20 protein-coding genes are annotated in these 23,144 nt (G+C 65.3%); 9 read left to right on the top strand and 11 right to left on the bottom strand.

Features of this window, described 5'->3' with window-relative positions:
• Positions 1 to 92 precede the first annotated feature (92 nt).
• The 4 genes from H7A19_12115 to H7A19_12100 all read right to left on the bottom strand — a co-directional run bounded on the left by H7A19_12115 (position 93) and on the right by H7A19_12100 (position 3,032).
• On the bottom strand, positions 93 to 1,136 hold the full coding sequence (locus H7A19_12115; protein ID MCP5475572.1) for a TIGR03032 family protein: 1,044 nt from the start codon (positions 1,134 to 1,136) through the stop codon (positions 93 to 95).
• Between the two features lie 39 nt (positions 1,137 to 1,175).
• On the bottom strand, positions 1,176 to 1,577 hold the full coding sequence (locus tag H7A19_12110) for a lasso peptide biosynthesis B2 protein (protein ID MCP5475571.1): 402 nt from the start codon (positions 1,575 to 1,577) through the stop codon (positions 1,176 to 1,178).
• Positions 1,578 to 1,719: 142 nt separating this feature from the next.
• Entirely contained in the window at positions 1,720 to 2,181 is a 462-nt protein-coding gene (gene bcp, locus H7A19_12105) for a thioredoxin-dependent thiol peroxidase (protein ID MCP5475570.1), read from the bottom strand.
• A gap of 233 nt (positions 2,182 to 2,414) precedes the next feature.
• Positions 2,415 to 3,032, bottom strand: coding sequence for an SRPBCC domain-containing protein (locus H7A19_12100; protein MCP5475569.1), 618 nt, complete (start codon positions 3,030 to 3,032; stop codon positions 2,415 to 2,417).
• An 82-nt stretch (positions 3,033 to 3,114) separates the two neighbouring features.
• Between H7A19_12100 and H7A19_12095 the strand changes: the two genes are divergently transcribed.
• Positions 3,115 to 3,687, top strand: a complete 573-nt coding sequence (locus H7A19_12095) for an NnrU family protein (GenBank protein ID MCP5475568.1) — start codon at positions 3,115 to 3,117, stop codon at positions 3,685 to 3,687.
• Positions 3,688 to 4,105: 418 nt separating this feature from the next.
• Positions 4,106 to 6,820 (top strand): DNA polymerase I, encoded by a 2,715-nt coding sequence (gene polA / locus H7A19_12090; protein MCP5475567.1) that lies wholly within the window; start codon positions 4,106 to 4,108, stop codon positions 6,818 to 6,820.
• A 362-nt stretch (positions 6,821 to 7,182) separates the two neighbouring features.
• Here the strand turns inward: polA and H7A19_12085 are convergent, their stop codons facing one another.
• Positions 7,183 to 8,373, bottom strand: coding sequence for a hypothetical protein (locus H7A19_12085; GenBank protein ID MCP5475566.1), 1,191 nt, complete (start codon positions 8,371 to 8,373; stop codon positions 7,183 to 7,185).
• Positions 8,374 to 10,755 carry an RNA-binding transcriptional accessory protein gene (locus H7A19_12080; GenBank protein MCP5475565.1) on the bottom strand — a complete coding sequence of 794 codons (2,382 nt, stop codon included), beginning with the start codon at positions 10,753 to 10,755 and terminating at the stop codon, positions 8,374 to 8,376.
• A gap of 302 nt (positions 10,756 to 11,057) precedes the next feature.
• Here H7A19_12080 and H7A19_12075 point away from each other — a divergent pair, with 302 nt between their 5' ends.
• Positions 11,058 to 12,998 carry a pyridoxal-dependent decarboxylase gene (locus H7A19_12075; GenBank protein MCP5475564.1) on the top strand — a complete coding sequence of 647 codons (1,941 nt, stop codon included), beginning with the start codon at positions 11,058 to 11,060 and terminating at the stop codon, positions 12,996 to 12,998.
• 9 nt (positions 12,999 to 13,007) lie between these two features.
• Positions 13,008 to 13,391: a hypothetical protein gene (locus tag H7A19_12070; protein MCP5475563.1), complete on the top strand. Its 384-nt coding sequence runs from the start codon at positions 13,008 to 13,010 to the stop codon at positions 13,389 to 13,391.
• A 59-nt stretch (positions 13,392 to 13,450) separates the two neighbouring features.
• Here H7A19_12070 and H7A19_12065 read toward each other — a convergent pair whose 3' ends face one another.
• Positions 13,451 to 13,672: a hypothetical protein gene (locus tag H7A19_12065; protein ID MCP5475562.1), complete on the bottom strand. Its 222-nt coding sequence runs from the start codon at positions 13,670 to 13,672 to the stop codon at positions 13,451 to 13,453.
• A gap of 180 nt (positions 13,673 to 13,852) precedes the next feature.
• On the opposite strand from H7A19_12065, the gene H7A19_12060 reads away from it, so the two are divergent.
• From H7A19_12060 to H7A19_12050, 3 genes are all read left to right on the top strand, one after another.
• The gene (locus H7A19_12060; GenBank protein ID MCP5475561.1) at positions 13,853 to 14,470 is read left to right on the top strand and encodes a GbsR/MarR family transcriptional regulator; all 618 of its coding nucleotides are present in this window, start codon (positions 13,853 to 13,855) and stop codon (positions 14,468 to 14,470) included.
• On the top strand, positions 14,458 to 15,822 hold the full coding sequence (locus H7A19_12055) for a cytochrome ubiquinol oxidase subunit I (GenBank protein MCP5475560.1): 1,365 nt from the start codon (positions 14,458 to 14,460) through the stop codon (positions 15,820 to 15,822). The genes H7A19_12060 and H7A19_12055 overlap by 13 nt, the downstream gene beginning before the upstream one ends.
• 320 nt (positions 15,823 to 16,142) lie before the next feature.
• The gene (locus H7A19_12050) at positions 16,143 to 17,180 is read left to right on the top strand and encodes a cytochrome d ubiquinol oxidase subunit II (protein MCP5475559.1); all 1,038 of its coding nucleotides are present in this window, start codon (positions 16,143 to 16,145) and stop codon (positions 17,178 to 17,180) included.
• Between the two features lie 221 nt (positions 17,181 to 17,401).
• On the opposite strand, the gene H7A19_12045 is transcribed toward H7A19_12050, so the two are convergent.
• Positions 17,402 to 18,931, bottom strand: coding sequence for a hypothetical protein (locus tag H7A19_12045; protein ID MCP5475558.1), 1,530 nt, complete (start codon positions 18,929 to 18,931; stop codon positions 17,402 to 17,404).
• Between the two features lie 177 nt (positions 18,932 to 19,108).
• On the opposite strand from H7A19_12045, the gene hemN reads away from it, so the two are divergent.
• A complete protein-coding gene (hemN, locus tag H7A19_12040; GenBank protein MCP5475557.1) occupies positions 19,109 to 20,500 on the top strand; it encodes an oxygen-independent coproporphyrinogen III oxidase in 1,392 nt (463 codons plus the stop codon).
• A 405-nt stretch (positions 20,501 to 20,905) separates the two neighbouring features.
• A complete protein-coding gene (locus H7A19_12035; GenBank protein ID MCP5475556.1) occupies positions 20,906 to 21,223 on the top strand; it encodes a DUF4156 domain-containing protein in 318 nt (105 codons plus the stop codon).
• A gap of 21 nt (positions 21,224 to 21,244) precedes the next feature.
• Here H7A19_12035 and H7A19_12030 read toward each other — a convergent pair whose 3' ends face one another.
• The 3 genes from H7A19_12030 to H7A19_12020 are packed head-to-tail and all read right to left on the bottom strand — an operon-like array spanning position 21,245 to position 22,796.
• Positions 21,245 to 21,880, bottom strand: coding sequence for a 1-acyl-sn-glycerol-3-phosphate acyltransferase (locus H7A19_12030; GenBank protein ID MCP5475555.1), 636 nt, complete (start codon positions 21,878 to 21,880; stop codon positions 21,245 to 21,247).
• Positions 21,877 to 22,317 (bottom strand): aminoacyl-tRNA hydrolase, encoded by a 441-nt coding sequence (gene arfB / locus H7A19_12025; protein ID MCP5475554.1) that lies wholly within the window; start codon positions 22,315 to 22,317, stop codon positions 21,877 to 21,879. Before arfB ends, H7A19_12030 begins: the two co-directional genes overlap by 4 nt.
• Positions 22,314 to 22,796, bottom strand: coding sequence for a YajQ family cyclic di-GMP-binding protein (locus H7A19_12020; protein ID MCP5475553.1), 483 nt, complete (start codon positions 22,794 to 22,796; stop codon positions 22,314 to 22,316). Before H7A19_12020 ends, arfB begins: the two co-directional genes overlap by 4 nt.
• Between the last annotated feature and the right edge of the window lie 348 nt (positions 22,797 to 23,144).

The following is a 23,144-nucleotide window of genomic DNA, read 5'->3' as shown; positions in this document are numbered from 1 at the left end:
GGTGCGCTGCGAGCAGCAGCGGCTTGGCAACGTCGGCTATGTCAGGGTCAAGGCTACAAACAGAATGTGGAGAACCATGGGAGGCCGCAGGATCAATCTCCGTTCGCGGACCGCCAGACCTCGGCTCGGCCTTCGATGCTCAGCGTGTGACGGATTTCGGCCGTCTTGAATCCGAGCAATCGGGGGCGCCGAACGCCGGGCAGCACGATCACGTCATAGAGCTCGCCGATGCGCTCGTCGAGGTACAGCGAATGCACCAGATTGCCGGTTTTCAGATCGACCACGACCAGGCCGGTACGCGCCTTGGCACCGCGCTTCTCCAGCTCGGCGTCCAGTGCCAGGCCGTTGAAGGTTTGTTCGCGCGGCCTGGACAGACCGAGGATGGCGTAGTTGCCGACGAAAGCCAGTCCGCGCGCGTAGCCAGGGCAGAAGGCTACCGTCTCGAATCGCTGTTGCTGATCCAGATAGCCGAAGCGGCCGTTGCCCGAATCCAGCAGCCACAAGCGATCCTGATACCAGCGCGGCGAATGCGGCATCGAAAAACCGCGGGCGATGATTTCGTTGGACTGGATATCCATCACGATGCCGCCGTCACGGCGAAAATCACGCCAGGCCTCGGCGCTGTCGCTGGGCGACACCGCGGTGGCGTAACGAACCTGATCGTCCCGCACCGCCAGGCCGTTGAGATGACAGCGATCCTCGGCCGCAAGCTGACTCACGAAGGGTGGAGTCCAGTACGGCTTGAAGCTGGCGGTCGTCGACAAGGTGCCAATGGTGGAGAACAAGGTGCTGACGAAATGCAGCTGGCCCTGTGCGATCGCGACATCGTGAACATCGATATCGCCGGTGGTATGGCCGCACCGTGGCACGTAGATGCGGTCGACATCCTTTTCCAGATATCCCGGCGCCAACAGATTCTCGAAACGCCAGATCTGGAAGGCGGTCGCCGCCCACAGGGTCTGACCGTCGCTCCACAAGCCCATCGCACGCGAAAAATTGCGCTCATTGGCAGCCAGCGCGCCATCCTTGCGGCGCCCGACCAGAATGATCTTGCCGGCTTCATAGGTACTCAGAGCTACGCTGATGTCGAGCTCAGCCAGCCAGTCGGGGAAACGTCGGGAAGCGGAAATTTCCATGGGCCATTGGGGTCGTGGGCACGGCGGTAGCAGGCCCCATCAGGGCATCGACGTCAAGTTCGAGGGCACTTGGGGGAAGGCCGTGTATCTGCCGGCATCCGGATCCAGCGCCTGGCCGGACAGCTCCACCCAGGCATGCGCCTGCAAGGGCGGGCCCTTGCGATCGATGCCGATCTTGAGCTCGGCCGCCAGCCCGCGACGGCGCAACAGCCACCACACGGCCAGGGACTGCCGCAGACAAGTGGTGCGCCACGGGCTATGTGCACCGACCGCGCGGGCCAGATCGGCGATGCGCCCCGGCGACGGCAGCGACGAGCCGACTTCACTCCGCAGCGGCGTCTCCGGCAAACGGCGCCCCAGGTAGGCCCAGGTGCGCTGAAAGCCGACGGTGCGCAGGCACAGGTCAAGCAAGGGCAGCAACATGGCCAGCTTGATCGCCACGCTGCGCTCGTCCACTGGAAGTCGACGCCAACGGGACCAGCGTGAATTCGAAGCTGTATTCGACACGGATTTCCCCGGCGCCGAACTGCGGCGCCCTGTCCCCTGATGATCCCGCAGCGATGGTCCGTGTGGCGAGCCCGGATCAGCCCCCCTGCAAGTACTCCAGCACCTGCGCGGCATGGCCTTCGGCCTTGACCTTGGGCCAGACGTGCTCGACCTTGCCTTTGGCGTCGATGACGAAAGTGGCCCGCTGCACGCCGAAATAGGTGCGCCCGTACATGCTCTTCTCGACCCAGACGCCAAAGGCCTCCAGCAGCTTCTTTTCCGGATCGATCAACAGCGGGAAGTTGAGCTGGTACTTGGTCACGAACTTGCCGTGGGCCTTGGCGTCATCCGGGCTGGCCCCAAAGACCGGCACACCCAGATCCTTGAACCTGGGAATGTTGTCGCGGAAGGAACAGGCTTCCTTGGTGCACCCCGGCGTGTCGTCCTTGGGATAGAAATAGATCACATAGCGCTGACCGCGCAGCTTCTTCGAGCTGATCGTGCCGGCGCTGTCCGACTCCAGGCTGAAATCCGGTACTGCGTCACCAATCTGCAACATGGCGGGCTCCTCATGCTTGTGGATGGCGCCAAGCTTAGCGGATGAGGCTTGCAGGTGGCGTGTAGCTGGTTGCTGGTTGCTGGTTGCTGGTTGCTGGTTGCTGACAGATGCTCGATCGTGGATGAATCCGCTCCCACAGGGGGCGGAGCTCGGTGGGAGCGGGCTCTGCCCGCGATGTCGGTTCAATGATGAGCCATGCCAATCGCGGATGAATCCGCTCCCACAGGGGCCCGCTACGCCTCCAGCACCGCCTTGAGCCGGTCCAGAGCTTCGCCCCAGGCGCGCCGGTAGCCATCGGCCTCGGCGCGGGTCTGCAATCGGTCGATGGTCACCATCACCGTGGTCTTGGCGCCGGTCGGCGCGAACTTGATCTCCACGGGGGTCGGCGCCGTCAAATCCGGATCTTCCCAGATCAGGCGGATGACCTTGCCGGGATTGACCTTCCTGACGGTCGCGCGATTGCCATCGGCATTCGTCAGGCTGCCGCCGTCCTTGAGCTCGATCTGGTTGCCGGATCCGAACCAGCGATCCAGTTCCGCTGCGCTGGCAAAGCTGGCATGGCAGCGGGCGGGATCGGCCTTGATCGATTTGGTCGCGCAGATGGTGTAACCCTTGGGCTTGCCATCCTTTTCCAGCTGTCCACGGGCGATCTCGTATTCGCAGTTGATGGTGGCCGGCCACCAGGGATCCACCTTCATCTCCTGGTACAACCACTGACCGATCTCACGTCGCCCCAGGCCGGGGCCGCCACGGGCATCGATCAGCGCGAACCATTCGCTCAGTGTTTTGCCGGTAGCGGCCTTGCAGCTGCCTTCGCCGACTGGATGATCGGACTTGAGTTCGACTTTCAATTGGACCTCCTCATCAAGATCCCAGCAGCGACGGAGGCTTGAGCTTATCCTAGGCGCCGATGTACCCAAAGCGGAGTACGCCATGAATCTGCTGTTCGTCGGCCTGCTGATCTTCCTGGGCGTGCATTCGATCTCGATCGTGGCCCCGGGTTGGCGCGAGCGCATGCTTCGGCGCCTGGGTGAAAAGGGCTGGAAAGGCCTGTATTCGCTGATCTCGATCGCCGGTTTCGCGTTGATCCTGATCGGCTACAGCGCCGCGCGGCAGAGTCCGCAGCTGGTCTACAGCCCGCCGCTGTGGACCCGCCATCTGGCAGCCTTGCTGTTGTTGCCGGTGTTCCCGCTGTTGATCGCCACCTATTTTCCCGGCCGCATCCGCCGTGCCGTCGGACATCCCATGCTGATCGCCACGGTGCTCTGGGCCGGCGCCCATCTGCTCGGCACCACCACCCGCGCCGATCTGCTGCTGTTCGGCAGCTTCCTGGGCTGGGCCCTGGCCGACTGGGCCTCGGCACGCACCCGTCCGGCGCGAGCCTTGCCCGGGGCACCGCCATCGGCCTGGAACGACGCCATCGCCGTGGTGCTCGGCATCGGTGTGTACCTGCTGATGGCACTCTGGGCACATCGCTGGCTGATTGGCATTGCGCCCTTTGGGTGAGGGGCGGGGCGGCGCGCTGTTTGGAGAAAGAGCCGGCCGCAAAGGACGCAAAGGAAAAGCAGAAAGGTCGCGAAGAAAAACGTTCTGATTGGGTCGGTGCACTTCGTGCCCAGCGATGCAGCCGCCATCGCGATCGTGGGCCTTTGTGGGAGCGGGCTCTGCCCGCGAAAACAGTCATCGGTAGACCGCAGCCTCGATCGCGGACAGAGTCCGCTCCCACAGGTATGGCGCAAGCCGGGACCACGTCCGCGCCAAGCGCATCCTTCCATCGCTCTACTTCGCGCCCTTTCTGCTCTTCCTTCGCGTCCTTCGCGGCCCGCTTCTGCCAACATCCCGCGCCAATGCCCGGTCCCCGCGCCTGCGGGCGAAGCGGCGCAAATGCTCGTAGTCTTGTGGCTGGTCTCCAGCGTCCAATGCCATGTCCACGCTCTATCTGATCGACGGTTCCAGTTTCATGTTCCGGGCCTTTCACGCGCTGCCGCCGCTGACCAATGCTGCCGGCGAGCCCACCGGGGCGCTGTTTGGCGTGGTCAACATGCTGCGCAAGATCCTCCGGGAGGATCGGCCGGAACACCTGGCTTTCGTCTTCGATGCCTCGGGGCCCACCTTTCGCGACGAGATGTACGCCGACTACAAGGCCAACCGGCCGCCGATGCCGGAGGATCTGCGGCTGCAGATCGAGCCGCTGCTGAAGATCGTCGAGGCCATGGGCGTGCCGATCCTGCGCGAGCCCGGGGTCGAGGCCGATGACGTCATCGGCACGCTGGCCAGACAGGGTCGCGCTGCGGGTCTGGATGTGGTGATCTCGACCAGCGACAAGGATCTGACTCAGCTGGTCGAGCCCGGCATCATCTGGCTCAACACCATGAGTGGCGAGCGTCTGGACAGTGCCGGCGTGCAGGCCAAGTTCGGCGTGCCGCCCGAGCGCATCATCGATCTGCTGGCGCTGATGGGCGACAGCGTCGACAACATTCCCGGCGTCGACAAATGCGGTCCGAAGACCGCCGCCAAATGGCTGGGGCAGTACGACACCCTGCAGGGCGTCATCGATCACGCCGACGATTTCGGCGGCAAGCTCGGCGAGAACCTGCGCGCGGCACTGCCGCGATTGCCCTTGAATCGCGAACTGGTCACGGTCAAGACCGATTGCGCCCTGCCGGTCACCATCGACGACCTCAAGGTCGCCGAGCCGGCGGTCGAGCCGCTCAAGGAACTCTACGCGCGCTACGGCTTCAAGCAGGCACTGACTGAACTGGGTGGCGCCGCGCCGGAGGCAGGATCATCGGCGCCGGCTGCGCCGGCCGAGCTGCCGAAAGCACCCACCGAACTCAAGCGCGAGTTGATTGTGACCGAGGCCGATCTGGCGCGCTGGGTCAAAGCCCTTGCGGCGGCCAGCGAATTCGCCTTCGATACCGAGACCACCAGCGTCGACGCTCAGCAGGCGCTGCTGGTCGGGCTGTCTTTCGCCATCGAGGCCGGCACGGCCTGCTACATCCCGGTGGGTCACGACTATGCCGGCGCGCCGCAGCAACTACTGCTGGATCAGGTGCTGGCCGCGCTCAAGCCACTGCTGGAGGATCCGGACCGCGCCAAGATCGCCCAGAACGGCAAGTACGACATCAACGTGCTGATGCGCTACGGCATCAACGTCGCCGGCTTCCGGTACGACACCATGCTCGAATCCTACGTGCTGAACTCGACCGCCAGTCAGCACAACATGGACGCGCTGGCGAAGAAGTATCTGGGCGTGGACACCATCCACTACGCCGATGTGGCCGGCAAGGGTGCGCGGCAGATCAGCTTCTCGCAGGTCGGGCTGGACGAGGCCTGCGCCTACGCCGCCGAGGATGCCGACGTCACCCTGCGCCTGCACCAGACGCTGTGGCCGCGGCTGCAGGCCGAGCCGACGCTGGCGCGGGTATTCACGGAGATCGAGATGCCGCTGGCGCCGGTGCTGGCGCGGATGGAACGCACCGGCGTACTGATCGATGGCGCGCTGCTGCGTACGCAGAGCAGCGAGCTTGGCCATGCCATGATCAGATTGCAGGAAGAAGCTCACGCCATTGCCGGCCGGCCCTTCAGCCTGGATTCGCCCAAGCAGCTGGCCCAGGTGCTGTACGAGGAACGCGGGCTGCCGGTGAAGGTGCGCACGCCCGGCGGGCAACCGTCGACCAATGAAGAGGCGCTGGAAGAGCTGGCCGAGGCCGACGAGCTGCCGCGCAAGATTCTCGACTACCGCTCGCTGGCCAAGCTCAAGAGCACCTACACCGACAAGCTGCCCGAGCTGATCAATCCCGACACCGGCCGCGTCCACAGCAGCTTCCATCAGGCCGTGGCTGCCACCGGTCGCTTGTCGTCATCCGATCCCAATTTGCAGAACATCCCGATCCGCACGCCCGAGGGCCGGCGCATCCGCCAGGCTTTCGTCGCCCCCAAGGGCTGGCTGGTGCTGGCGGCCGACTATTCCCAGATCGAGCTGCGGATCATGGCGCACCTGTCGGGTGATGCCGGTCTGTTGCGAGCCTTCAAGCAAGGTCAGGACATCCATCGCGCCACCGCGGCCGAAGTCTTCGGCAAGACCCCGGACGAGGTCAGCAGCAATGAGCGCCGCGCCGCCAAGGCCATCAACTTCGGCCTGATCTACGGCATGAGCGCCTTTGGCCTCGGCCGCCAGCTCGGCATCGGTCGCGGCGAGGCCCAGGACTACGTCGACCTGTATTTCTCGCGCTATCCCGGCGTGCGCGAGTACATGGACACCACCCGCCGCAAGGTTCGCGAGCAGGGCTATGTTGAAACCGTGTTCGGCCGTCGGCTGTATCTGCCCGACATCCGCGCCAAGAGCTTTGCCGCCCGCCAGGGCGCCGAACGCGCCGCCATCAACGCGCCCATGCAGGGCACCGCCGCCGACATCATCAAGCGCGCGATGATCGAGATGGACCGGTGGCTGTCACCCCACGAGGACGAGATCCGCATGCTGATGCAGGTGCACGACGAACTGGTGTTCGAGATCCGCGAGGATCGGCTGTCGCACTACCGCGACGGCATCGCCGAACGCATGAGCGCCGCCGCCGAACTGGCAGTACCGCTGGTGGTGGATGTCGGCATCGGCGCCAACTGGGATGAGGCGCACTAGCTCCCGCCGCTGTTGTAGCCAAGCCGCGGCCGCCGGCGCGAACGGCCGTGCGGCCAGCCCCCATCCACCGCGCGCCGGAGCCGCGCTACGCCGCTGTTGTAGGTCACGTTGTCCGCGCAGCGGGCTACGTGACGTCGCTCGCGACCATGGCTGTCAATGAGGGCCGGACAGAAAAAGCGGGACGCGAAGGACGCAAAAGGAAAAGCAGAAAGGTCGCCAAGGAAAGCTGTTTGTCTCAACAGCCCTTCTTCGTGTCCTTGCTGCTTTTCCTTCGTGACCTTCGCGTCCTGCTGTTGGCCTGGGCTGCCACTGCCACGTAGCCCGCTGCGCGGCCAACGTGACCTACGTCCGCTGGATTACGATCAGCGCGGCCGTACGCGGGTCAGCAGGCCGGCGAAGGCGCGTTGGTCGATGCGGTCGAGCAGGTGTGCGGCCAGGCGCGCGGCGGCGCGGCCGTCCTCGCTCAGGGGTTTGGGGCTCAGGGTCTGGTCGATGGCGTGGTGCAGGCGCTCGGCAACCTCGCCAAGCTTGCACTCGATGCAGCCGCGCGGGGCCGGGCTGGCGCCGATCCACAAGACGTGACGACCCAGCCAGCGGGCTTCCAGCGCCAGCAGGGCATCATCGGTGACCAGGGCGCGACTGCGGCGCAGCAGGGCCAGCCGGCGCCAGTGCGGCAGCTGGCCGAGGCGGCGCAGGCGCTGATCGATCGGCTGTTCGCCCAGACTCGGAGCCGCCACCCAGTCGACGCGCAGTTCGGCATCGCGGGCGAGCAGGGTTTCCACCAGGCGTTGGCCGTCTGCCGCGGGCAGACTGCTGGCCAGCACCGCGCGTGGCAGCGTGGATTCCGGGCCGCTGGCTACCGCTTCGCATTGTTCCCGGCACAGATCGAACAGCGGATCGCCGGTCTGCAGCGCGCGACCGCGCGGAAGCTCCATCGGCGGCGCTTCCTGACCGACGTAAAACCAGGTGCACAGACCAGCCAGCAGGCGCCAGCGCAAACGCGGCGCACTGTCGGCACTGGAGGCGATCAGGGCGCTGCCGATGCCGGCCCCGCGAGCGCCGATGGCCGCCGCCAGTCCGCTGCGCGAGGCACCACCGGCAACGATCAGCGCCGGACGCAGACGCAGTGCCAGACGCAGCAGTGCAAAAGCCGCCGCACTGGTACCGCTGGCACCGGGCAATCGCAGATCGGGAGCGAGCCCATGTTCGCGCAGCGCTTCGCGGACCTCGGCGCCGGACTCGCCGGTGTCGACCAGCAAGGCACCGTCGCCGCGACCCTGAGCCCGCAGCAGGCGCAACAGCGGCAACAAGCGCAGGGCTTCCAGTCGGGTGCCTGCCACCAGCATCAAGGGTGCAGCGGTGTCACCAGCCAGTATCCGCGGGAGTCGGAAAGCGCGCATCGGAGTCTCTTCCGTCAGTGCAGGCTTGGACTGCGAGCTTGCCCGCGAGTTCCGCGCGCGCACCGTGAAGCGTTCCACATTCGAGTATTGCGCGCCGAGGATGCTCGCCCGGGAGCGGGTCTTGCGACTGGCGCTGGCGCGACGCTGACTCACTCAACGCTTTCCTTTCATGGCGGCACTCAACAAGTCGCCGAGTGTACCCATCGCCGGTGACTTCTGCGTGTCGGCTGCAGGCTTTGCCCTCGGCTTGCCGCGATCCTGGCCGCGATTCGGGCCAGCCGGCTGTGCCCCGCGGCGCTCGGTGGGCGCTGACGCATCCTTGGGCGCGCTCAGCTTGAGGCTGAGACCGATGCGCTTGCGCGGCGCATCGACCTCCAGCACCCGAACCTTGACGATCTGACCGGTCTTGACCACCTCGCGCGGATCCTTGATGTAACGATCGGACAACTCGGAAACGTGCGCGAGTCCATCCTGGTGCACACCGATATCGATGAAGGCGCCAAAAGCCGCGACATTGGTCACCACGCCTTCCAGCACCATGCCGGGTACCAGATCACTGATCTTGTGCACATCGGCCGAGAACTGGGCGGTCTTGAATTCCGGTCGCGGATCGCGCCCCGGCTTTTCCAGCTCGCGCAGGATGTCCTGCACGGTGGGCAGACCAAAGCGTTCATCGACAAAAGCCGAGGCATCCAGTTTGGCGAGCACCGCGCCATTGCCGATCAGCTGATCCACGGCCAGCCCGGTGTGGCGGGCGATGCGGTCGACCACCGGATAGGCCTCCGGATGTACCGCCGAGGCATCCAGCGGCTCATCGCTGCCACGGATGCGCAGGAAGCCGGCCGCCTGTTCGAAGGTCTTGGGGCCCAGACGCGGCACTTCCAGCAGCTTGCGCCTGGAGGTGAAGGCGCCATGTTCGTCGCGGTAACGCACCACCGACTCGGCGGTGCCGACCGACAGTCCGGATACCCGCGCCAACAGCGGCGCCGAGGCGGTATTCAGATCGACGCCGACGGCGTTGACGCAGTCCTCGACGATATTGTCCAGACGGGCGCCGAGCTTCACCTGGTTGACGTCATGCTGATACTGGCCGACACCGATCGCCTTGGGCTCGATCTTGACCAGCTCGGCGAGCGGATCCTGCAGCCGGCGGGCGATCGACACCGCGCCGCGCAAAGACACGTCGATGCCGGGAAATTCTCGCGAGGCCAGCTCCGAGGCCGAGTACACCGAGGCCCCGGCTTCGCTGACGACGATCCGGGTCAGCTTCAGCTCGGGCCGGGCCAGCGCCAACTCGCCGACAAAGGCCTCGGTCTCGCGTGAGCCGGTGCCGTTGCCGATGGCGATCAGGCGCGCGCCATGGGTTTCGGCCAGTCGAGCGATCACCGCCGCCGAGGCCTCGTGCTGATTCTTCGGCTGCAGCGGATAGATGGTCTCGGTAGCCAGCAGCTTGCCGGTGGCGTCCACCACCGCCACCTTGACCCCGGTGCGCAGCCCCGGATCCAGCCCGATCACGGCCTTCGGGCCAGCCGGCGGCGCCAGCAGCAGGTCCTTGAGGTTGTCGCCGAAGATGCGGATGGCCTCCTCCTCGGCGCGCTCGCGGATGCGCGAGAACAGATCCAGGGTCATCCGCACATGCAGCTTGTAGCGCCAGGTCTGGCGGCAGGTTTCGACCAGCCAGGCATCGGCGGGTCGGCCCTGATCGCTGACACCGGCGCGATGGGCCACCCGACCCTCGGCGCGGCGATGGCCATTGTCGATGGCCTCGGCCTCGTCCTGCCCGCCGCGGGCGTCGTTGCGCTTGACTGGCACCGGTTCCAGATCCAGATCGAGCACACCCTCGGCACGGGCGCGGAACAGCGCCAGCGTGCGATGCGAGGGAATCTGGGTGAGGCTGTCGACGAAATCGAAGTAATCGCGGAACTTGGCGCCCTCGTTTTCCTTGCCGGGAATCACCTTGGCGTGGATCCGGCCCTGCTCGTACAGCCATTCGCGCAGCTCGCCGACCAGGGCCGGATCTTCGCTGAAGCGTTCCGAGAGAATGGCGCGCGCGCCATCGAGCGCGGCGCTGGCATCGGCCACGCCCTGCTCGGCATTCACGTAGTCCAGTGCGGCTTGTTCGGGTCTGAGCGTGGGATCGGCCAGCAGCGCGTCGGCCAGGGGTTCCAGACCTGCTTCGCGCGCAATCTGCGCCTTGGTCCGGCGGCGCGGCTTGTACGGCAGGTAGAGATCCTCCAGCCGAGCCTTGGTGTCGGCGTGGACGATCTCCTCGCGCAGCGCATCGCTGAGCTTGCCCTGCTCCTCGATGCTGCTCAGCACCGCCTCGCGACGCTCTTCCAGCTCGCGCAGATAGCCCAGGCGCTCCTCCAGGTTACGCAGCTGGGTGTCATCCAGCCCGCCGGTGACTTCCTTGCGGTAGCGGGCAATGAAGGGCACGGTGGCGCCTTCATCCAGCAACTGGATGGCCGCCAGCACCTGGGCGCTGTGGGCGTTGATTTCAGTCGCAATACGCGATTCGATCGAGGGCAAAGCCATGGGCGTCGGCCGGCTCCGTCAGTCAGGGGCGTTGGAGCATAGCGGCAGCGGGGTGCGCTCGGGGTGGATCGGGGGAGAAGGCGGGGGCAGGGGGCAGGGGGCACGGGGCACGGGGCACGGGGCACGGGGCACGGGGCACGGGGCACGGGGAAAGGCTACCCGACTCGGCGCTTTTGTAGGTCCAGACTTGTCTGGACCCACAAATGCCCATGGCTCTTCCCGTGCCCCGTGCCCCCTTCCCCCTTTCCCGTTCCTGAGCCAGGTCAAGGTGACTGGAGCCAAACGCGCCCAACATTGGCCCCATGAGCGACCCGGCCCTTTACCCCTGTTTCCTCGGACCCTACGGCGAGAACGACGCGCTGCTGGAGCGTCTGGTGGTCGAGTTCCTGCGCGACCACGTCTACTGGCGGCGCAACTTCCATCCGGAGGATCCACCAGCTGTTCCCACGCACGCGGCGCAAACGCCGGCGTTCATGGCTTTCGAGGCACGGCTGCGGCGCGAGCTGCACAGCCTGTCAGCGGCGCTGAAGCGCTCGGTGCCCTTCCACAGTCCGCGCTATCTCGGCCACATGGTTTCGGATCTGCTGATTCCGGGCCTGGCCGCACAGATCCTGACGCTGCCCTACAACCCCAACAACGTCAGCGAGGAGGCGGCGCCGATCACCATCGATCTGGAGCTCAAGGTCGGACTGCAGCTGGCACGCATGCTCGGCTATCGCAGCGATCCGGCGGCGCCGGACTGCGCCTTCGGACATCTGACCAGTGGCGGTACGCTGGCCAACTATCAGGCGCTGCGGCTGGCGCTGTCGCTGAAGGCCTGGCCATTGGCGCTGCGGGCTGCGGGCGTCCCGGCGCTGGATTACGGCTGCGACGACTGGCAGGCCTTCAACCTCGGCCATGACGCTCGTATCGCGCTGATCGGCGACTGTGATCGCTGGCTGCGCAGCCTTTCGCCGGGGCAGGCGCGGCAGTGGCGCAAACGCATCGAGGCCGAGCGCTTGGAAACGCTGGGTCTGAACGCCTTCTTCGAACGTCACCCGCAGCTGAAACCGCCGATCGTGCTGGCGCCGGTCACGGCTCACTATTCCTGGAGCAAGGGTCTGAAGCTGATCGGTCTGGGCCGCAAAGCGCTGCATCTGGTGCCCGAATCGGGCATGCGCACCGATCTTGAGGCGCTGGACGCCATGCTGCAGCGAGCGCTGGCGGAGCGCCAACCGGTGCTGATGGCGGTGGGCGTACTGGGCAGTACCGAGTTCGGCACCATCGATCCCATCGACGGGCTGGTGGCTGCGCGCGAACGCTTCCGGGCGCTGGGCCTGGATTTCGCGGTCCACGTCGATGCCGCCTGGGGCGGCTATCTGAGCACCTTGTTCCGCGAGCCGGATGGCGGATTGCGCGGGCTGGCTGACATGCGCGCCGACTTCGCCGATTTTCCGGCGCCCGCGGTGCATGCGGCCTTCGCGGCGCTGGCGCAGACCGATTCGGTGACCATCGATCCGCACAAGCTCGGCTACATCGCCTTTGGTGCCGGCGCCTTCATCTGCCGTGATCACCGTGCCATCGGTCTGCTCGACGAGGCGGCCGATTATGTGTTCAGCGACAGCGATTCCGGCGACTTCTTCCAGCGCTACCGGGCGCTCGGTCGCTATGTGCCGGAGGGCTCCAAGCCCGGTGCGGCGGCGGCGGCGGTCTATGTGACCCATCAAGTGCTCCCGCTGGACTACGCCCATTTCGGGCTGCTGCAGAAACAGACCATCCACAGCACCGAGGCCTTTGTCGCCGCGCTTCGGCGTTTTGCCGAATCCGAAAGCGCGCTGGTACGGGTGAGTGTGCCTTTTGCGCCGGACAGCAATCTGGTGTGCATGGCGCTGAACCCGGTCGGCAACCGCGATATTGCCGCGATGAACCGTTTCGTGCGGCGCCTGTACCAATGCCTGAAGTCCGATCCCGCAACGCCGCTGCAGGTGCACGAGTTCTTCGCCTCGATGACCACGCTGCAACCGGAAATGCTGGGCGAACAGGATATGGCCCGGGTGCTGGCCGAGCTGGGTCTGGACCCGGCCAGCATCAATCCCGATGACCCGGGTGCCGACCGCCTGGTGATCCTGCGGCATACGCTGATGAATCCCTACCTCATCGATCGCGAGAACGGCATCAGCTATCTGGCGCGCTACTTCGAGTACCTGGCGCGCCGCATCGACGAGCTGCTGTTCCTGCAGAAGCCGCTGGTGCCGGCTTGCTAGCATCCGTCCATGACGGTCCAACTCGAATCCATCTCCGCCGAGGACACCGCTGCACTCGCGGCGCGGGTGCGGGCATACCTGTCGGCACTGCCGACTGCGGCGATACCCCTGACTTACCAGGCGCTGGCGAGGGCACTTGCCGTAAAGCCGCCGTACACCATCCACCGCCTGATTCTGGCGCTGGAATGGACCATGCGCGAGGATCATTCACAGGGGCGGCCGTTCATCGCTGCGCGAGTGATCAGCCGAGCCCGCGGCGGCCTGCCGGCGCCCGGCTTCTTTGTGCTGGCCAGTGATCTCGGCCGGCATGACGGCACCGAGGACGGCGAGGGCGCTCGGCGCTTTCACGCGCAGCAGCTGCTGGCGCTGACCGATACCACCGACCGGCGCTGAAACCGGCCGCGACATTGCGGCTCAATCGTCGCTGCGGATCAGGTGCGAGCGTGGGCCAGTTACTTGCCGTCCGGCTCAGCGACCTTGCGCGGCGGATGCACCCAGTGCACATCCACGCCCTGACGCTTGGCCGCGGTTTCGACGGCATAGACATAAGCCATGTCGTTCTCCAGCGGCGGCGGTCCGTAGCGCGTGCTTTGAGTGGTATAGCTGCCGGTGCTGGCGCATCCGGCCAAGGCCAGCGCTGCGCCGGCCAGAACGAAAACGACTCGATTGTTCATGGTGATCTCCTCGATGCGGGTCTACGGCAGAGGCACTTCCTGTGTACGCCCGCCTGAATGGGCCGTCAATGTGCCGATTCCACGCACTAACCATTTGTCCATCTGGCGTTAATCCATCCTGCACATCCGTCTCACGGCGCCTGCGTATGCTCTGTTTTCAGAAATTTCTGAAGGTTCAGCATGGAACTATCGCCCTTGATCCAGAACTTCGTCCTGCACTTCGGCGAGATGGGTGGGCGTTGGGGCATCAACCGCACCGTGGGCCAGATCTATGCCCTGTTGTTCGTCTCCGAGCAGCCGCTGAATGCCGACGAGTTGGTAGCCAGGCTGGGTGTGTCGCGCTCGAATGTGTCGATGGGCCTGAAGGAGCTGGAGTCATGGCGATTGGTGCGGCTGTCGCACCTGCCGGGTGACCGGCGCGAATACTATTCGGCCCCCGAGGACGTCTGGGCGATCTTCCGAACCTTGGCGGAAGAGCGACAGCGACGCGAGATCGAGCCCACGCTGAGCGTGCTGCGCGACGCCATCCTGGAAACACCGGGCTCGCCCGAAGAGCGCCACGCCCAGGCGCGCATGCGCCAGATGCACGATCTCATCGAACTGTTGACCGACTGGTTTGCCGAGGTGCGCAAGCTCACGCCCGGCACCCAGCAGCAGCTGCTGAAGATGGGTGGCGCCGTGGTGCGCCTGCTGGAACTGAAGGATCGCTTCAGCGGCGCTCGAGCCGAGACTGCCACCCCGGCCGATCCTTTCCCGAATCTCTCTGCAAGCAAAGGCGCTGAACCATGGACGCCCTGATCCTCGCCCGCATCCAGTTTGCGGCCAACATCAGTTTCCACATCCTGTTTCCGACCATCACCATCGCTCTGGCCTGGGTGCTGCTGTATTTCAAGTGGCGCTTTCGGCGCAGTGGCGATCAGGCCTGGATGCAGGCTTATCGATTGTGGGTCAAGGTCTATGCGCTGAGCTTCGCCATGGGCGTGGTCAGCGGCATTGTCATGAGTTTCCAGTTCGGCACCAACTGGCCCGGCTACATGGAAACCGTGGGCAATATCGCCGGGCCGCTGCTGGCGTATGAGGTGCTGACGGCCTTCTTCCTGGAAGCGGCCTTCCTAGGCGTCATGCTCTTCGGCGCCGGTCGGGTATCGGACCGCGTACACACGCTGGCGACGCTGCTGGTGGCGATTGGCACCACGCTCTCGGCCTTCTGGATACTGGCGCTGAACTCGTGGATGCAGACGCCGGCGGGATTCGAGATGCGCGAGGGCGTGGCCCATGCGCTGGACTGGTCGGCGATCGTCTTCAACCCGTCCTTTCCCTACCGATTGACGCACATGCTGCTGGCTTCGGGCCTGACCGTGGCCTTCCTGATTGCCGGTCTGTCGGCCTGGCGCTGGCTGCGCGGTGATCGCGGCGCCGACGTGCGCCATGCGCTGCGCACCGGTACGGTCATGGCGGCGCTGCTGATTCCGCTGCAGATCCTGGCCGGAGATTTGCATGGATTGAACACGCTGCAGCACCAGCCGGCCAAGATTGCGGCGATGGAGGGTATCTGGCAAACCGAGCGCGGTGCCGGCCTGCGCCTGTTCGCCATTCCTGACGAGGACAGCCGCAGCAACCATCTGGAGCTGGAGATTCCCAAACTCGGCAGCCTGATCCTGACCCATTCCCTGGACGGCGAGATTCGCGGTCTGGACGAATTTGTCGGTGCCTATCCGCCGGTGGCGCCCTTGTTCTATGGCTTCAGGCTGATGGTCGGTGTCGGCCTGTTGATGCTGGCGTTGTCCTGGACCAGCGTCTGGCTGTGGCGACGCCATCACGGCGAGCTGCCGGTGTGGACCCTGCGGGCGCTGGTGGCGATGAGTTTCTCCGGCTGGGTGGCCACGCTGGCAGGCTGGTACGTGACCGAGATCGGCCGCCAGCCCTGGCTGGTCCATGGTGTGCTGCGTACCGCAGACGCGGCCTCGGCGGTGCCGGCGCCGATGATCGGCGGCAGCCTGCTGCTCTACCTCGGCATCTATGCGCTGCTGCTGCTGGCCTATGTGCGGGTACTGTTCCTGCTGGCGGGCAAGGCGGGGGCGGCATCTGTCGATGGCGCTGTCGGGGTCGCAACGGTGCCTGCAGGCCTGGGCGGTGCGGCGGTTCGATGAACGGACAAGGGGGCAGGGGGCAGGGGGCAGGGGGCAGGGGGCAGGGGGCAGGGGGCAGGGGACCGACCTTGCTGCACGATCGGAGGATGCGGCGTACTTGAAGACCGGGCCCCAGCCTCACCAGCCTTTGTTGATCGCTCGGAAACCCGCAGGAGGACTGATGATTGCTGAGATTCCAGGTCGCCTCCTCGCGATGCGCCTGGTTGCGCATCCATCCAGCGCCGCGGGACCCACCTCGCCGCAGCGTTGGATCATGCCTCATGCCTGGCCCCCTGCCCCCTGCCCCCGCTCGATCAGGCCGAAACTCAGGGAATCTCGAAATGTCTGGAGCAAGCACGACCATGAACGAAGCACTACCCATCATCTTTCTGGCCCTGATGGGCGTGGCCATGCTGGCCTATGTGGTGCTGGACGGCTATGACCTCGGCGTTGGCGTGTTGCTGCGGCGGGCAACGCCCGAGCAGCGCGACACCATGATCGCGTCGATCGGCCCCTTCTGGGACGCCAATGAGACCTGGCTGGTGCTGGGTGTGGGCCTGTTGCTGGTGGCCTTTCCCAAGGCCCATGGCGTGATCCTGGGCGCGCTCTATCTGCCGGTGACGCTGATGCTCATCGGTCTGATGCTGCGCGGCGTCGCCTTCGAGCTTCGGGCCAAGGCTGCGGCGAGCTCAAAGCCGATGTGGGATCGCTGTTTCTACGGCGGTTCGCTGCTGGCCTCGATGTCGCAGGGCTACATGCTCGGCCATTACATCGTCGGCTTCGACAACAGCCTGGCTGGCTACGCCTTTGCCCTGCTGATCGCCCCCTGCCTGACCGCCGGTTATGTGCTGCTTGGATCAGGTTGGCTGCTGATGAAGACCGAGGGCGAGCTGCAGCACCGGGCGGTGCGCTGGGCTCGCACCAGTCTGCTGCTGACGGCCATCGGCATTGCCGCGGTGTCATTGGCCACGCCGGTGGTCAGCCAGCGCATCTACGACAAATGGTTTTCGCTGCCGGAAGTGATCGCCCTGGCGCCAATTCCGCTGGCCACGCTGGCGCTGTTCGCGCTGGCCTGGCTGTTTCTGCGGCGCTTGCAGCACGACAGCGCCAGCACCAACCAGCGCGGACTGGATCGCTGGTCCTGGGCGCCCTTCGCCTGTGCCGTGGGCGTGTTCGTGCTGGCCTTCTTCGGTCTGGCCTACAGTCTGTACCCCTATCTGGTGATCGACCGCATCAGCATCTTCGATGCCGCCAGCGCGCCCGAATCACTGAAGATCATCCTGATCGGCACCTTGATCACGCTGCCAGCGATCATTGGATACAGCGTCTTCGCCTACCGCGTGTTCTGGGGCAAGGCCCGGGCGCTGGACTATGGCTAGCAAACTGTCGGCGATCTCGGGGTTTCGTTTTTTGTCCGCAAAGGACGCAAAGGACGCGAAGATTTCAAAGCTTGGCCGGCTGAGCGCGATCGGTGGCGATATCGCCAGCTGACATCTTGGCGTCGCTCCACTTTGCGACCTTTGCGTCCTTTGCGGAAAATCTTTTGATTCAAATACTTGCGGCATGCTTGGCGAGAAGAAAACCCAGGACACAGGCGCGCTCAGCGCCCATCCGGATTGGCAGTCACCGCGCGAATGCGTGAGCGGGTGAAGTTCAGGCTGGCCTTGCCGCCGCTGACATTCATCTGGATGGTCAGCACCTTGGGGTCGACCTCGGTGAGCACGCCGATCCGGGAACGACCGTCGATGGTCTCGACAGCGACGCGTTCACCGATGGCGGCGATCAGGCTGGCGCTGTCGAGCGCAATGGGCGTGGGCTTGGGCGGCGGCGGCCGGGCCGCAAAGGGTTTGGGCTTTTCGCTGGCTTCGGCGGCCGCTGGCGGTCCCGCAGCAGCGGACGGCGGTTGCGACAGATGGCTGAGTTGGGCGCCTATGCTGGCGATCGGTGAAAATCCGGCGGCCGCTGCAGCGTTGTCCTCCTGACGTGCCAGCAGATCGTAGACGCTACCGCCATAGGCCTTGGGCAAGGGTCGAGCCCGAACAAGGTCCACGCTGAAGCTTGAGCGGGGCTCGTTGTTGTGCCAGATCTTCGGATCCATGGCAGCCCATCGCTCTGCTGCCGAATAGGCCGCAAACTGTTTGGCGTCGGCGGGTGCGGGCAGGGTCAACTCCAGGGTCAGTTTGCCGCCCTTGGCGGCGAAACCCGAGTACACGGCCTCGCTCTCCGGGCTCAGCTGTACGCCAAAGACCTCGAGCAAGCGCCGCACCGTGGTGATATGGCGGCGCTGAAACTCGTCGGCATCGATATCGGCCTGCTGGGCACACCAGCGATTGCGTGCACCGATGAATCCTTGATCCTCCAGGATCCAGCGCATCGTCAGCGGTCTGTCGTTGGCATCGCTGCTGTCGAGAAAGTGGTTCGGGCGGCTGCTGCGCCAGTCCATCTCAAAACGGGTACTCATCGAGCCCGGCGCATTCAGGTCCATGTCGACGACGACCCGATCGGGGCCTGCCGTGCGGTATCCCAGGCTCAGATCCGTTCGGCTGTAGGCCAGGCCGAGATCGCGCTCCAGGTTCAGTGGCACGAAATAACGGACATTGCTGCATCCGGCGGTTTCGAAGGGCGCCGCCGAGGCGAAACTGATATCGGGCAAGCCGGTCGGCAACAGCGTGTTCACCTCCAGCTCCAGTCCGCGCAGGCGCACGTAGAGCTGGTCGGTGGCGGGCAAGAGATCGCTCCTGCCTTCGCTGCCGCCGAAGGCACTGAAGGCGCGACGCAGACGGTCCGTGCGACTTTCCAGAGGATTGGCCAGCTGCAGCACCCACCACCAGCCGGGCGTGTCAAGTTCGATCTCGGCTGCAGTGAACAGGGCGCCGCCATCCGGGCTTTCGAAGCGCAGGCGGCGTATGCCGAGATTGCCGTCCCAGGTGTAATAGCCGCCACGATGGCTGGCGTTGGACACCATTTCGGCCGTTCGAACCAGGCTGTCGGCGAACTGGTTGATCTGATGCATCAGGTAGAAATGCATGCCGATCAACGCGCCGACCACGGCGCCGACGATCTTGAGTCCCAGCGGTATCCCGGATGCGCGCTCAGCGCGTGGTAGCCGGCGCGAGGGGCGCTTGGCCATGGGCGGTCGCTCTGTGGCTGCGGACCCCCAGCATAACTCGGACCCACCCGCGCCATCAGCGCCGGGCTCGAAGGCGCGCCCAGAAGCTGCGCTTGTTCACTGTTTTCCGGTGGCGGCAGGGCGCTGCTGCTGACTGCGATCAAGCGCTGGCGGGCAAAGCCCCGCTAGACTGGCGCCATGGACACTCGATTCGATGCCGAACTGATCCGCCGCTACGACCGGCCGGGCCCGCGCTACACCTCGTACCCGACCGCACCGCAGTTCCATGCCGGCTTTGCCGCCGAGGACTACGCGGCCGAGGCCAGGCGCAGCAATGTCGCCGCCAGACCGTTGTCGCTGTATCTGCACGTGCCCTACTGCCGATCGAGCTGCTACTACTGCGGCTGCAATCGCATCATCACCCGCAATCGCGAGCGCGGCGCAGCCTATCTGCAGCGCCTGCTGAGCGAGATTCGCATGCAGGCCGAGCTCTTCGACCGCAGCCGACCGGTGAACCAGATGCACTTCGGCGGTGGCACACCGACCTACTACAACCCCGAGGAACTCGGTCTGATCTTTGCCGAGCTCGACCGCGGCTTCGGCCTGCATCGCGGCGCCGGGCGCGACTACGGCATCGAGATCGATCCGCGCACGGCGGATCCGACCTCGTTGCGGGCCATGTTCGACCTCGGCATCAATCGCATCAGCCTGGGCGTGCAGGACTTCGATCCGCAGGTGCAGCTGGCGGTCAACCGGGTGCAATCGGTGGAGGAAACCGAGCGTCTGGTCAGCGAGGCCCGCAGCGTTGGCATCCGCTCGATCAACTTCGACCTGATCTACGGGCTGCCGCATCAGAATGTCGACAGCTTCGCGCGCACGCTGGACACCGTGGTCACACTGCGCCCGGACCGCATTGCCGCCTACAGCTATGCCCATCTGCCCGAGCTGTTCAAATCCCAGGCGGTCATGGATCCAGCCACGCTGCCGGACGCCGACACCAAGATGGCACTGCTGGAACTGACCATCGCCCGTTTGGCTCAAGCGGGTTATGTGCACATCGGCATGGATCATTTCGCGCTGCCCGAAGACGAGTTGGCGCGGGCACAGATCGACGGCAGCCTGCAGCGTAATTTTCAGGGCTACACCACCCACGGCGGTTGCGATCTGGTGGCCTTCGGCATGAGCGCCATCGGCCAGGTCGGCGAGGTCTATGCCCAGAATGAAAAGAACGAAATTCCCTATCTGAATGCCATCGATCAGGGCCGCTTGCCGATCCAGCGCGGGCTGGCCACCGATGCCGACGACCGCCTGCGGCGCGATGCCATCGGCCGGATCATGTGTTTCGGCCGACTCGATTACACCAGTTTCGGCGAGGAGCACGGCATCGACACCCGCGACTACTTCCGCCAGGCCCTGACCCGGCTGCAGCAGGCCGAGCAGGACGGTCTGGTCGAACTGGGCGCAGACGCGCTCCAGGTCACCGCCGCCGGCGCCATGCTGCTGCGAGTGGTGGCAATGGCCTTCGACGCCTATGTCAGCGGCGACAAGCAGGCCGCAGCAGCGCCGGCACGGTTCTCGCGCGTGGTTTAGAGGGGCACGGGGCACGGGGCACGGGGCACGGGAAAAGGCTACGGGCTTCGGGCTCTTGTGGGTCCAGACTTGTCTGGACGCTTCTCCATCACGCCGCCAAGAGCGTCCAGACAAGTCTGGACCCACAAGAGCGGGTGTCGGTTGTGGGTGTCGGAAAAGGCAGGCCACGCTTGTCCCGAGTCCCGAGTCCCGAGTCCCGAGTCCCGAGTCCCGAGTCCCGAGTCCCGAGTCCCGAGTCCCGAGTCCCGAGTCCCGAGTCCCGAGTCCCGAGTCCCGAGTCCCGAGTCCCGAGTCCCGAGTCCCGAGTCCCGAGTCCCGAGTCCCGAGTCCCGAGTCCCGCCCCCGGCTGCCCGCCGGCGCCGGAAACTGCTAACGTGCCGGGATCACGCACTACAGGGTCTGCGCATGAAATTTCCGTCTCTTGTCATTGCCTGTGGCCTGGCCACGCTCGGCGCCTGCACCTGGGTCAAGCTGGAAAAACCGGGCGCTCAGGTGCGGGTGGTCAGCGCCCAGCAGTCCCTGGCCGGCTGCACTTTCAAGGGCGACATCACCACCACCGTGACCAATCGCGTGGTTGGCGTTGAGCGCAATTCGATCAAGGTGGCTGACGAGCTGGAAACGCTGGCGCGCAACGAGGCTGCGGGTCTGGGCGCCAATACGCTGCAGCCGCAGACCGAGGCCGTGGCCGGTGAGCAACACTTCCGCGCCTACCTCTGTCCCTGATCGCGGCTTCGCAGCCTGAGGCTATTCGGGCTTGCCGATCTCGCTGGTCGGCAAGCCACTCTTGCCGCCCTTGCCCTTGAAGGGGCGGTAGTAGTCGTAAAGGGACTGCAGATCGCGTTCCTTGTCGCCGGTCGGATGGAACAGAGGCCCGACCGCAATGCAGCGCTGGGCAAAATCCACATGTACCAGCAGGATCGGCACGCCAGCCTCGTGGGCGATATGCCAGAAGCCGGTACGCCATTTCGGGACCGGCTTGCGGGTGCCTTCCGGAGCCAGGAACAGCCACAGTTGCTCGCTGCTGCGGAACAGTTCGACCATCTGTCCGACGGCGCCGCGCGGATTGCTGCGGTCGGTCTCGATACCACCGAGGCCGCGCATCAGCGGACGCAGTCCAAAGCGGAACAGGCTGTTCTTGCCCATCCAGGTGGCGCGCACACCCATCGCGTAGGCCGCCGCGATGCCGTAGATGCCATCCCAGTTGGAGCTGTGCGGCGCCGCGATGGCCACCAGTTTCGGAATCTTCGGAAATTCGCCGACCACCCGCCAGGAACTGCAGGCCACCAGGGCGCGTCCCAATGCCCGCGCCCAACCCTGACCGCGGATGCGCGGCACGGAGGGATTGAGTTCGAGCAGCTTGCCGGTCAATCCGAAGCTCATTCGTCGAATCCCCGCTTGCCGCGCAGCTGCTTGGTGCTGGCGCGGGCTTTCTTGGCCTCGATGCGACGACGCTCGGAAGCGCGTGTGGGTGCGGTGGCGATGCGCTTTTTCTGCTCGATCGTATGCGTGCGCAACAGCGCCAGCAGGCGCTCGCGGGCATCGACGCGGTTGCGCTCCAGGGTGCGGAAACGCTGCGCCTGCAGCACCAGCACACCCTCGTTGGTCAGGCGTCGATCACGCGCCGCCAGCACTCGCAGGCGCAGCCATTCGGGCAGATTGGGCGACTGCTTGACGTCGAAGCGCAGCTCCACGGCGCTCGACACCTTGTTGACGTTCTGACCACCGGGGCCGGACGAGCGCACGAAACGCTCGACCAGCTCGTCCTCCGACAGATGGATACCGGGAATGACTTCAAGCGTGTCGGACGGTGCGTTCAATCGCGGAAGTTCTCGAACTGCAGCGGCAGATCCAGCTCCAGGCCGCGCAGCAGGGCGATGGCGGCCTGGAGATCGTCACGCTTCTTGCCGCTGACACGCAGCTTCTCGCCGTTGATCTGGGCCTCGACCTTGATCTTGGCGTCCTTAAACTGGCGGATGATGTCCTTGGCGTTCTTCTGATCGATGCCCTGTTTCAGCGTCACCTTCTGTCTGGCCGCGGCCAGATTGGATTCCGGATCAGCCACGTCCATGCAGCGGATGTCGATGCCGCGCGCCACCAGCCGTGGCTTCAGGATCTCCAGCATCTGCTTGAGCTGGAATTCACCCTCGGCCTTGAGCGTGACCACGAACTCGTCGAGTTCGAAAGCGCAGCCGGTACCGCGGAAATCGAATCGATTGCCGAGCTCGCGATTGGCCTGGTCGACCGCATTGCGGACTTCGTGCTTGTCCAGTTCGGAAACCACATCAAAGGAGGGCATGGCGGAGCCGATTCAAAAACAGGGGCGGATTCTAGCCTGTGCGGCCGCCTGGCGCTGTGGGAGCGGACTCTGTCCGCGATCGTTGTTGCGCCTGTCACGATGATTACCGGTCGCGACTGAATCCGCGCGCACCCAACATCTCGCAAGCACCTGGATCAAGAAATTTTCCGCAAAGGACGCGAAGGACGCAAAGTAGAGCGACTCGAAAATGTCAGCTGGCGGTGCCCCCAGGGATCGCGTTCAGCCGGACATCCTTTGAATCTTCGCGTCCTTTGCGTCCTTTGCGGACAAGAAATATTGCCCCCGAGATCGCCGGCCCTTTGTTTCGCGAACATGCGCACCGAACGG

The sequence above is a fragment of the Rhodanobacteraceae bacterium genome (assembly GCA_024234055.1).
Lineage (GTDB): Bacteria > Pseudomonadota > Gammaproteobacteria > Xanthomonadales > SZUA-5 > JADKFD01.
Note: the sequence above shows the minus strand (reverse complement) of the source record. Positions and strands in the feature narration are given on the sequence as shown.